2 protein-coding genes are annotated in these 12,956 nt (G+C 76.1%); both read left to right on the top strand.

All coding sequences use genetic code 11. The features are described 5' to 3' along the window. Window positions 1–40: 40 nt before the first annotated feature. Window positions 41–10,891: a hypothetical protein gene (locus tag J2S44_RS30450; protein ID WP_310420885.1), complete on the top strand. Its 10,851-nt coding sequence runs from the start codon at window positions 41–43 to the stop codon at window positions 10,889–10,891. A gap of 11 nt (window positions 10,892–10,902) precedes the next feature. After that, a complete protein-coding gene (locus J2S44_RS30455; protein WP_310420887.1) occupies window positions 10,903–12,867 on the top strand; it encodes a hypothetical protein in 1,965 nt (654 codons plus the stop codon). Window positions 12,868–12,956: the final 89 nt, after the last annotated feature.

Raw genomic sequence — 12,956 nt, forward strand, 5'->3', positions numbered from 1 at the left:
GCGCGTCAGCACGCGGACGATCCGGCGAGGGGAAAAGTGCATGTCCGGTCCGGCGGTTCTCGATCCTTCCCGGCTGTGCCCGGACGGACGGCTCATCCCGACCGGGAACGGCGGCGTGTTCTTCCATCCGTACCCGATGGACACGCCGGTCGACCTCGTCGGCCTGGTGCACGCGATGAACTCGCCGCGCGAGGCCGGGCCGGCGTTCCACATGAGCCACGAGGGGCTGCGCGACGTGGGCGCGCTGGCCACCGCGCAACGCGTGCTGCGCGACCTGGGTCCCGGCGCACGGATCACCACGATCCCGGTCGACGGCACCGAGCACACCGCGGTCGCGGACTGGTCGGCGGCCGCGGACATGGTCGGCGTACCGGTCGGCGTGGCCTACCGCCCCTGGATGGAGCTGTCGCCGCGGGTGGTGCGGGTGGACGTCGCGGGCCGGCCCGACCCGGACGGCGCGTTCGCCCGGGTGCTGCCGAAGGGGCTGGCCGCGATGCGGGCGGCGCTGGACATCGCGCGCGGGCCCGCGCCGGCCGCGGCGGCGTCACCGATGGACCGCCTGCGGGCGCTGGTGGCCGGGCTCGACGCGGCGCGGGACGAGTTGCGGGTGCCGCGCTCCGGGCCGGTCGCGGGCGCGCCGCTGTGGCAGGCGGGATACCAGCTCGCGGCCGGCGTGGCGCTGGGACTGCCCGGGCCGGGCGTCCTGCCGGTGGCACCGGTGCCGGCCGCGGAGCTGGAGCGGCTCTGGGGCGCCGCGGAGCGGGTGCCGGCCGACGCGGTCCGGGCGGAGGCGCCGGGAACGGTGCTGGTGGTGCGGCACGAGCCGCGGACCGGCGACGGCGAACTGCGGCTGCTGGTGTCGCACGACGACGCGCTGTGGTGGGTCGACCTCGCGGCGCCGGCGGACCGGGCGATCATCCGGTTCGACCCGGCGGACCCGCGGCACACCGGCGCGGTGAGCGCGCTCGGCACGACCGTGCGGCGGCTCTCGCCACCACCGGCGACGTCACCGGCCGCGACCACCGGCGCGCCGCCGTCGTCACCACCGGCCACGCCGCGGCTCTCGCCGCTGACGGAACCGCCTACGTCGTCACCGGCCACGCGGCCGGTGACGTCACCGGCCATGCCACCGGCCATGCCGGCGTCCGCGCCGTCGGCCGAACCGCCGGTCGTGCGCCCGGTGGTGCGGCCGGTGGTGCGGCCGTTGTCGCTGTCGGCGGAGTCGCCGGCCGTGCTGCCGTTGTCGTCACCGGCCACGCCGCCGCTCTCTCCGTTGGTGAAGCCGCCGGTCGATCCGACGACTGCACCGCCGGGCGCGCGGCCGGCGCCGGGGGAGTCGTCGGCAACGCTGCCGATGTCGCCGGCGGTCACGCCGCCGCGTTCGCCGGAGGCGACACCGCCGGCCGGCCCGGAGCGGTCGGCACCGGCCGCGCCACCGGCGCGGTCCGCCGAGTCACCGGCCGGTGACCGCAGATCGACGGCCCCCGAGGGGACGCCGGAGGTGGTCGCCGCTGCCCCGCCGGGGGACGCGCGAGAGGACGACCCGGACGACGAGCCGTCCTTCGTGCCGCGGTCCGGGCTGGTGGACGCGCTCCTCGACCCGGAACCGGGGCGCCGGGCCGCCGGTGCCCTGCAACCCACGCGACCCCGGCCCCGGCTCGCGCCGGGCAGCGGCGTCACCGAGGGCGACGCCGGGCCGGAGGCGCTGATCCAGGCCGCGTTCGACGCGGTCGCGGCCGATCTGCGGGACGACGACGTGTCGCGCCAGTTCGGCGCGGTCGACGACCTGCTGGACACCCGGCTCACGGCGATCCGGGACCGCTTCGCGCGCGAGCGGGAGCGGCACGAGACGGCGCGCACGGACGCGGTGACCGCGATCGCCGGGCACGACGCCCGGATCGCCGAGCTGGGCGCCGCCCTCTCCGCCGCCCGGGACGAGCTGCGGACCAGTGAGGAGACCGCGGCCGCGATCGCCGAGCGGCGGGCGGCGGCCGAGGGGACGCTGCGGCTCCACCGGGCCGAGCACGAGGCCGCGATCACCGCCCGCGACCGGGCGCGGCGGGCCGTGGCCGAGGCCGGCGCGCTGCCCGCGGCGGACCGGGTCCGGCTGGCCGGGGAGGCGGAGGCCGCGGCGCGCGAGGCGAGCCGGATCGGCGGCCGGATCGTCACGGTGGAGCGCCGCCTCGCACCGCTGCGGACGGCCGAGCGCGCGGCCGCGGACGAGATCGCCGAGCACCACCGCGCGATCGCGCGGGACAGCGCCGCCCGTACCCGCGAACAGGGTCTTCGGGAGCTGCGGATCCAGGACCGGGACCGGGCGGCCACGGACCGGTACCGGGCGCGGGCCGACGAACGGCTGGTCGAGATACACCTCGACTACCTTCGCTCGCTGGCCGCGGACTGGGCCGGGCTGGAGCTCGGCGACGCGCGGCGGACCGCCGACCGGGTCGACGCGGTGCAGGCGCCCGGCTCGGCGTTCGACGACGGGGCCGCCGAGGTGACCGCGCTGCTCGGCCGCCGCGACGCGTGGACGCCCGCGGACGTGGGCCGGCTCGCCTACCTGGCTCACCTGGACACGGTCCGGGATCGGGTGGAGACCGCGCACCGGGACGGCCTGACCGCGCTGCGGACCGGGCTGCGCACGCACCTCCGGCGGATGGCCGCGTACGCGCGCGCCCAGATCGCGGATCCTGAGCTGGACCGGCTGGTCGACCGCGCCGCCACGCTGAGCCTCTGGACCACGCTGTCGGACGCGTTCGACGCGGCCCGGCCCGCCGCCGAGACGGCCCGCGCGGCCGCGGCCGACCGCGCCCGGTTGCTGCTCGACGGCCCGAACCCGGATCTGGGCGCGCTGGCCGACGGGTTGGCCGACCCGGCGACCCGGGCGGCCCGGCTGCCGCTGACCGGCGGTCACGACGCCGGCCTCGCTGCCCGGATCGACCTGGTCCGCGCGCCGTCCGCGGCCTGGTTCCTGCGGCAGCAGGGTTTGCTCGGTGACGGGTTCCTGCGACAGGTCAACGAGCGGGCCGACATCGACGGCCTCAGCGCCACGCTGGCCGGTGACGCGGCCGCCGCGCTCGGCACCTCGCGGCTGCCCTGGCGGTCCGCGCGTGGCCGGGTCGAGTCCTGGCTGACCAGGCAGCTGGGCAACCGGGACACCAAGCACTGGAGGAGGCTCGTCGACGTCGGCGTCAGCCGCGAGTTCAACGGCCGCACCGTGCGGCTGCGCGTGCGCCCGGGCCGCTCGGTCTACCAGCACGTGCCCGGGCCCGGGCTGGCGGCCGGCGACTCCGACATGCACATCAAGGGCGGCGACATCTCGTACTCGCGGAGCGTCGAGGGCGGCTCCGGCTGGGGGTTGCCGTTCTACGCCGCGGTCTTCTTCGGGACCGCGAACGAGCTGGTCCGGTTCGCCATCGGGCCGATCGTCCGGTTCTTCGCCGGTGGCTCGCGGCACTGGTCCGAGTCGAGCGGCGGCGGCGTGTCGGCAGAGAACATGATCTTCACTGGTGACTTCGCCACCCACCGGTTCGGCACGGACGTGACGGTGGAGCTGGAGATCAACGGCAAGCCGGTGGCCGCCCTGCCGCTCGACGGCCACCTGACGGTGGACATGCCGCAGATCCTGTCCAGCACGCGCGACGCCGTGGATCCGACCTCGGTCGGCATGCCCATCCGGGTGACCGATCCGGCCGCGCTCGGCCGGCAGGACTTCGCGCTCAGCGCCGCCACCTTCGAGGACCCGCTCCAGGAACTCCAGGAACAGCTCCAGCAGCACGCGGACTTCGGGCTCTCCGGGAAGCACGCGGCCAGGGTGGTCGACACGCTGCGCCGCGAGATGATGAACCCGCAGGGCGCCAAGGACGCCGGCGCGTGGTGGACCTCGAACAGCTGGCTGTCGCCGCACGTGTCGATGCGGGTGGGCAGGTGGCGACGGCTGGAGGGCCACCTGCGGACCGGTGGCCGGCTCGTCGAACTGCGCCGGATCACCGACACCAAGGGCCTGGTCCGCAACGACATGTCCGCGTCCGCCTCCCGTGGCGCGGCCCGCGGCGGCGGCTCGGTGGCCGGGCGCCGGCTGGGCGCGGAGCCGCCGGTGATGGCCGGTGAGCACCTGGTGCTGCCGCGCTGGGACGTGGCGTTCCTGAACACCAGCCGGCAGGTGAACCGGTCGGTCGGCATCGAGGCGACGGCCCGGTCGATGCCGACCCGCAAGACCGCGCTGATCCGGTACCACGCGACGGTGTCGGCCGGCCTGACGTTCGACACCAACCGGGGGCAGCTCGACGTACGGCGGAACACCACGGTCGAGATCGCGATCCCGGCGGCGTACGCGGACGCGTTCGAGGAACAGGTGATGGCCACGCCGATGCTGCGCGAGGTGTTCGTGCCGCCGGACGAACCGGTGGTCGGGACGCCGAAGCGGGGCCGGGCCGGGCGGCCGTTCCCGAGGCGGGGCGCGGCCGCCCCGGACGATCTGCGGGCGATCGCCGACCGGCACCGGATCGAGGTGTCGTTCGCCGGCGCGGTCAACCCCGGCGGCCGGTGGGCGTGGCTGGACGACCACCCGAACGCGACGGTCCGCGATCTGGACGCGGCCGACCACGACTACCCGGACCCGGACGCGGTGCCGGCCTTCCGCTACCTGGTCGACGCCGCGAACCCGGAGCTGATCGACGGTGCGGTCGTCTTCACCCGTGGCAGCGTGCACGTACCGGGCGAGACGCCGAGGCCCGGGATCGTCTCGGCCGAGTTCGTCCGCAATCCGGCGCGGCGGGGTTCCACCGGGCCGGCGTCGCCGGGTTCCGCCGGGCGGGAGGCGCCGGAAGCGGCCGGGTCGCCGCCGTTCCGCAGCGCCGGCGTGCGGGACGTGACCGACCTGATGTTCCTCGCCCGGATCCACCCGATCGAGGTGGCGGTGGCCGGGCGGTCCGGCGGGGACACCCCGGCGCTGATCGAGGACCTGCCGGCGTCGCTGCACCCGCTGTGGCCGGTGCGCGACCGGATCCTGCTGCGCGGCGACGGCGACTACACCTATCCGCCCGGCACGCCGACCGTGGCCCGGTACCGGTACCTGATCGACGACCGGGGCGCGGTCACCGGCGCGGTCCCGCTGGGCGACCCGGCCGGTACCGGCCCGCTGCGCACGCGTACCCCCGGCGACGTGCGGGTGAATCCGGCGCTCTACCGGCCCGCCCGCCCGGCCGGGGAGGTGTCGGCGGACCGGGCGCTGCGCGAGGTCCGGGCCTATCTGGACACGCTCACGGCGGACACCCAGGTGCAGCTCTCCGTCGGCGTGCCGGCCGAGGTGGCGGCGGCGCTGGCGGATCATCCACGGGTCGAGCTGCTGGACGGGACCGGCGCGCGGGTGCCCGGGCAGACGCTGCCCGGCACGCCGCTGCCACCCGCTGCCACCCGCGGCGTGGTCCGGCCGGACGGCTCGCTCAGCGTCGGGCTGCCGCCGCTGAGCGGGCCGACCCGGGAGCCGTGGGCGCTGGCCAGCCGTGCCGGGCTCGGCCCCGGCACGATGAAGGAGATGCCGGGCGCGGAGCTGATCTTCGCTGATCTGCTGCTCCTGGTGGAGCAGCAGATGCGGGCCGTCGGCCGGGAGCTCGAGGGCGAGGCGCGGCAGGAGCGGTTCTACGAGCTGGCCGCGAAGTTCGCGGTGCCGGGCATGGGCGGCGGCCAGCGTGCGCTCTTCGACGGTGGCGTCACCGACGTGTTCCGGGTCGGCCGCTACACGTTCCGCGTCAACCTGACCGGCGCGCTCGGCGACCTGCTCGACATCGACCGGGTGCCGGACTACTGGATCGACAACCGGGTGATCGGCAAGTCCGGGGCCGCGATGAGCGAGCGGCTGACCCGGCGCTGGGGTACCCGGCTGGACATCTCCGCCCGCCTCGGCATCCAGGACTTCTTCGGCATGCAGGTGCGCTTCGCCGACCTGCAGTACGCCTGGGACCGGTCGCAGGGCCGCAACGCCGCCATGAACACGGCCGGCGGGCGGCGGCGGAAGGTCGGCGGCGTCGTCACGGAGTTCCGCTACGGGGCGTCGTACCAGCTGAGCGTGTCGGTGACGGACGAGGACGGTGCGCTGGTCCGGCCGGCCAGCTCCCGGGCGTACGGCGGCGCGGGTTTCGAGACTCCGGTGCACGTGGCCGACGAGGACCTGGCGCCGGTCCCGGCCCCGCCACCGGCCGATCACGGCATCCTGCCGGCCGAGCCGCCGCCCACCGGGCCACCCCCGCTGCTCACCGACGACGAGGCGGTACGGCGGCTGACCGTCGCCGAGGAGGCCGACCTGCGCCGCTGGCTGGCCGGCGAGGACGTCCGCGACGGCGCCGGCGAGCTGGTGCAGAACGTGCGGGACGGCATCGACGGCGTGTACGTCTGGCTGAACCGGGTCGGGAAGCTCGCCGAGCAGGCGCAGCTCTTCGTCGACGTGGTCGACGGGCGGCTCGGCACGCCGGCGCGGGGCAGCCTCGACGAGTTGTTGCGCGACCTCGCGCCGGGCGGCGGCCGGGTCGCCCTCGAGTCGGGGGTGGCCACCGGCGTCACCGCGGACTTCCTGGAGCCGCTGGCCGCCGAGATGATGAGCCGGACCGGCGCGATCGTGCCGCTGGACCGGCGGGACGACGAGATCCGCCAGCTGCGCATCCACCTGGTCCCGGCGCACGCGCGGTACAGCCACCCGACCGACGCGCCGTCGACCAAGGAGTACGCGCAGGCCGGTGTCGGCGCCGGTGCGGTCAGCGGGAAGGGCCGGCGGGTGCGCGGGCGGCTCGGCCCGTCGCTGTTCTTCCAGACCGGTAAGGGCGCGGCCGCGATGGACCTGCCGGACCGCGACGTCCCGGCGTCCACCCGGCTGGCCGACCACATCAACGTCCACCTGCTCAGTGCGGCGGCCAGCCGGCGGACCGGCGAGTCCGGGTCGATCGTGCGCGGCGGCCGGGAGGGGACCCGGGCGTCGTACGAGGGACGCAGCTTCACCCACTCCGCGGACGCGCTCTTCCTGATCACCTACGAGCGGTACGTGGACGGCGCGCTCTGGTCCACCTCCGTGGACCTGAAGATCCGAGGTGGGGTGGAGACCTCCACGCCGTACGCCCGCGCCGTGGCGCTCGGCCTGCCGGTGCCGGCCGCGGACATGCCGGTCATGCCGGTGGAGACGCGCGACGTCCGGCCGATCCACCCGGAGATCGCCTACGCCACCTCGCACGTGGAGAAGCTCACCGCGTCGCTGGACACGGCGGAGCGGCGGACCGGCATCGTGCTGCGCGACGACCGGCCGTCCCGGGTGTTCCAGGACACCCCGGTCCGCAAGGACGTGCTCCGGGTGGTGCTGGACAACCTGACGGCGCTGGCGGTCGACGTCAAGGACCCGACCATCTCCAACGCGGTGACCGCGCTGTTCCGGGACGCGGCGCTGAAACGCCACTACCGCACCATCCGCAAGGAGGGCGTGACGCAGGTGATCACGCTCAACCACAGGTCCGGTGCCGTGCGGCGGGTCGGCGTCCGGGTCACCGCGGCCGACGGCGAGCTGGAGTACGAGCGTCCCCGCCCGGACGTGAAGACCACGGTCTACGCCGCCGGCACCACGGCGGACAGCCGGACCGAGAGCGTCGACACGTCGCTGGCGGCCGGCTCCGGCGTGGACTCCCGGTTCCTCGCCGAGAGTGCCCGGCTCGCCCTCGGGGGCGCCGCCGGCTACGAGCGGGACTCCGGGCAGTCGGTCACCCGGTCGGAGGCGGCGGTGCGCAAGCGGCGCGGCGGCCCGCTGGAGCACGGCAGTCAGCAGTTCGACGCGGACACCCGGTTCACGCTGGAGTTCTTCGAGTCGTCGGCCGCGCCGCAGTTCCTGCGCTCCGTGGTGGACGCCGCGAGCTGGACCGTCAAGGTGGTCGACACGATCGCCGACGGCCGGCTCCGCAAGCAGCTGCAGACGTTCTTCCCGGCCGCGAAGACCCCGATCCGGTCCGCCACCGTGGCCGGGCGGCTCAGTCTGCTCACCCCGGCGCGGCTGACCCGGATCGGCCCGGCACGGCTGCCGGCGGGCGTGGATCCGCTGCCGGAGACGCTCGCCGACCTGCCGCCGGCCACGGTGCGGATCCTCGACGGCCCCGGCGGCGTGCCCACGGAGCTGGCCGGGGACGTGACCCGCACCGAGGCGATCGCGCCGCACCTGCACGGCCTGGAGACCTACAACTTCGACCCGTTCATCGCCTGGTTGCCCGCCACCCGGCAGGCCGGCGCGGAGCGGTTCGACACCACCCGCCCGGCGCCCCGGATCGCCGACTACGGGCAGCTCTCCACGGTCTCGGCCGAGATGTCCGCGGCGCTCGGCGGCGTTAACGCGGCCACCCACATCGAAGAGCTGCTGACCGGCCGGTACGTGGTGAAGGGCGACGGCGGCGACGAGTTCACGGTCCGCGCGGTGCTGCGCCGGGGGCGGTGGCTGACCCGCGGCGGCTACGACGCCTCGAACGCGTGGCTGCACGCGGAGGAGCAGGAGAACGAGCACGAGAAGGCGTCCGGCTTCGCGTTCTCCCCGTTCAGCGTCGGCGCCGGGCCGGTGACCGGCGAGGACCGGATGTTCAGCGGCACCGCGCTCGGTGTGGCCGGGGAGAGCGGAACCGGCGGCGCGAGCGGCGTCGGCGCGTTCGCCATCGACATCGAGCGGCGCAAGGGCGATCAGGACTACCTGTGGTTCGACGTCACGCTGATCGGCACGTCCCGCAACGGCCGGTCCTGGATCCGCAGCGAGGTGCCGTACGGCCTGCTCGCCCGGATCCCGTCGGCGAAGGCCGCGGAGGTCTTCGCGCCGCGGCCGGGCACGCTCGGCGTGGTGGACCAGGCGCTGCTGACCGGCCTGGCCGACGACGTGGTGGTGGCCTACCCGGACCGCCGGTTCCTGGTCGAACAGCTCGCCCGGCAGCGGGCCACGGCCGCGCCGAACCTGCTGCGGCCGATCGAGTTGCACGCCGCGGTCCGGCGCGCGCTGGACTGGACCACCGCGGTGGAGTTGCCGCCGGGCGGCTCGACCACGGCACCGGAGGACTGCGTGGAGCGCGCGTTCGGGCTGTTCGTGGCCGTGCACCGGCGCACCACGAACGTCACCACGGACGCCGGCGAGATCGGCCACCGGACCGCGGACGACCTGGCCCGCGCGCTCGGCGGCGACTTCGCCCGGCTGCGCGACCCGGACACGCTCCGGGAGTACCTGACCGGCCGGCCCGGCGCGATGGTGGCGCTGCGCACGCCGCCACCGTCGGGCGGGATGTCGCACCTGTTCTGGGTGATGTCCACCGGCCACGGCCGCCTGCGGATCTTCGACGGCCAGCGCCACGGCGTGTCCCGCGCGGACGCCGACCTCGGCACCCGGCGGCAGGCGCTGACCGGCGGGCTCGCCACCGAGCACGCGCGGTTGTTCCACCGGGCCGGCACGGAGGCGCTGCTGATCGACGAGCGCGGCCGGCCGGTGGACCTGCGGACGGTGCCCGGCGCGGTGACGACGCGGCAGTCCGGCGACCGGCTCGGCCGCCGCGAGTCCGGCCGCATGCCGTTCACCGGCGCGTTCACCGTGCCGGACCACCTGCCCCGCAGCACCCCGGCCAAGCAACCGCCGGAGCACCGGCCTGGCACGTCACCGGAGCACCGGAACGGCACGTCGCGGGAGCCGGAGCCGGAGCCGGGGTCGCGCACGTCGCCGGCGGCACCGCCGGGCGGGGCGAACGCCGGGCGGGACCGCACGATCCGGACGCTCGGTGACTTCTCCGGCCCGGACGCGCGGCGGACGCTGACCGTGGTCCGGGACGCGGTGCGGGCGACCGCCGGCGGCCCGGTGGTGGTGGTCGACCTGGGCGGCCCGCCGGAGACCGCGCTCGCGGCCGTGCGGGCGCTGGACCAGCTGCTCCGGCACGACGCCTGGCGCGGCGAGCCACCGATCGTGGTCGCCACCATGGGCATCCCGAAGGTGCTCGACGCGTTCGAGGCGGTCCGGCGCGACCGCGGCCCGGTCACCGTGCGCGAGGACATGAACCGCTTCGACCGGGTCTGGCTGCTGCTGGAGCCCGGTGCCACGGACCCGGCCACGGTCGCGGCCGCACCGGACGCGGCCCTGTTCCGGACGGCCGGCGATGTCCCGCCCCGGCCCACCCGCACGCTGACCCGGGTGCTGGCCGACTGGATCGCGCACACCGACTGGGCCGAGGCCGAGGCGTTCCAGCGCGCGCACGACGCGGAGCTGCGCACCACCGCGGTCCGCGACGAGCTGCGTGCCGTGGTCGCGGACCACCCCGGCGACCTGCGGCTGCGTGCGTTCCTGACCGTGCTGTCCGCGGCCGGTGGCCTGCCCGCGGCCGGCGTGCCCCGGCTGGCCCCGGCGGCCACGTCGTTCCTGTCCGTGGAGCCGCCCTGGGACGCCGGGCGCGGCCCGATGCCGGCCACGTTCGTCTACGACTACCTGCGGTCGGCCGGCCGGGCCCGCCGGGACCGGTACGCACTCGACGGCCTGCTGTTCGTGCTGATGGTGGCCGGGCAGCTCGACGCGGCGGACGCCACGTCGCTGGCCCGGGCCACGGCGGTGCACCGGGTGGACCACGCGAACGTCCGGCTCCTCGAGGTGCTCGCGGAGCTCTCCCGGGTGCCGGACGCGCAGCTGCTGGCCGACCCGGCCGCGGTCACCGCCCGGTTCACCGAGCTGGTCCGCCCGCTCGCGAGCGGGGCGCCGGGCGGGTCACCGGCGGACTGCCTCGACCCGGTGGACCGGACCACCTGGGTGGGCCGGCTGGACGCGCACCGGGACCGGCTGCGGGCGCACGGCGGCGCGGCCGAGGGGCGGCGCGCCGAGGTCCTGGACGCGATCACCTACACGCTGTCGAACTGCTGACCGGGGGAGACATGAACCTGCCGCTGATCGCGCCGCACCCGAACGCGGTCTGCATCGACCACGTGCTCCCGACGCGGGCCGGGGCGCACGTGCACACCGAGCCGATCTCGGTGCGCGACGAGGACCCGGGGGTGCGGCGGCTCGCCGGCCTGCCCGGCCGGGACGGGCACATCTACCTGTCGTTCGGCACGGAGATCGACGCCGCGCTGGACGCGTCCGGGGGCGGGCGCGGCAAGGCCGTGCTCTACCAGTTCCTGCGCGGGCTGCCGGCCGAGGTGACCGACCGGGCGGTGGTGCGCCCGCGGGAGGCGGGCGGGCTCACGCCGGCCGGCGTGGTGGCGCGCGCGGACCTGGCCGGGCTGCCGGTCGAGGTCCCACGCGCCGCGCTGGCATCGGGCGGGGCGTTGGACCCGGGGCGGCTGATCGGCTTCGACGCGGCGATGCGGCTCACGCCGGTCGCGGACGCGGAGACCGTGTGGGTGGTGCCGGCCCGGCACTGGGCGCCGGACGCCTACGCCGGTGCGGGGCCGGCGGCGCTGGCCGCCGCGCTGCGCACGCCGTACCCGACGGCTCGCCTGGTCCTCGACGGTGAGGGCGGCGTGCACCTGGGCCTGCCGGCCGCGCTCGTGACGCACGCCCACGGTGCCGCGCTGGCGGCGTTGCGGCGCCCGCTCGGCCCCCGCGACCTGCCCGGCACGACCGGAACGACGCTCGGCGGGTACGGCGACCTGCTCGCCGCGACGGCCGAGCCGGGCACCCGGGCGTTCGTCACGGTGCGGGCCGCGGCCGGCGCGCAGCTGACCGTGCTGGCACTGCACGACCGGCACGGGCTGTCCTTCCTGGACCCGGCGACCGGGACCGCGGCCGTGTTCCCGGCCGAACCGGCCGCGATCACGCTGTTCCCGGTCGAGGGCGCCGCGGAGCTCACGGACTGGCTGGCGGAGCTGCGCACGGCACCGGTGATCAACCACTCGTCCACCGTGCACGCGGTCCCGGCCGGCGCGCACGGGCGCACGATCGACGTGGTCGGTTCACCCGGCGCGCTGAGCGAGCTGTTCCGCGCCGAGCTCACGGCCGCGGCCGAGGGCGTGGACGCGCCGGTCGTGGTGGTCGCGACCGAGAAGCAGTCCACCGCGCCGTCCACCGGCCAGCTGCTCGGCCTGGAGTGGCTGCTGCTCCAGCACCGGTTCGCGGGTGGCGCGCCGCCGATCGTGGTGATCCGCGGCGACACCACGCCCACGGTCTCGGACGTGCTCGGCCGGTACGGCGTCCCGGTGGTGCACCAGCCGCGGACGACCGGCGGCGGGTTCGGCCTGAACCTGGACAACCTGTGGGCGGGCCGGGACGCGGCCGGCAACCCGGTCGCCGCGCCGGTCCGGGCGCTCACGCCGGACTTCCTGCGCGCGGTCGGCGCGACCCGCCCGCGCGCCGCGCGGACCGCCCGGCCGGTGGACGAGCGGCTGCGGTCGTTCCTGTTCACGCCGCTGGAGGACGTGCCGGCGATCCGCTCGGCGGTGGCCGCACACGGGTCGGCGCTGCGGACGCTGCTGCCGCGGATCAGCGACCTGGGCCTGGTGCAGGCGGACCTGTTCGCCGGCTGGGAGGCGATCCTGCGCATCGAGGAGCGCGCCGACCCGGTGGTGACCGAGGCCGCGTACGCCTCGCTCGGCACCGGCTCGCTGGCGTTCGTGCCGTCGGTGCTGGACAAGGGCCCGGACGTGCTCACCGACCTGGCCGACCTGACGAAGGGGCCGCTCGACGACGGTGCCCGCCGGGCGATCCTGGGCGCACTGGCCAAGGGCGTCGGGGGAGCACCGCTGGCGGAGGTGCGGCAGGAGATCTACCGCCATTCCGTTTACCTCCCCGAAACCGGACGCACCGACCTGATCCGCGAGTTGCAGGGCTTCGCCGCACGCGCGCCGGAGCACAGTGCGCTGTTCGAGCAGGTGGCGATCTATGTGGAGACATGCCCCTAGGGTTTTCGGACACATCGTACAAACCGTGAGGGCCATGAAGTGTTTGTAAAACCTGTGTGAACCAGCCGCGCTGACGAGACGTTAAGCAG

The organism is Catenuloplanes niger (assembly GCF_031458255.1).
GTDB lineage: Bacteria > Actinomycetota > Actinomycetes > Mycobacteriales > Micromonosporaceae > Catenuloplanes > Catenuloplanes niger.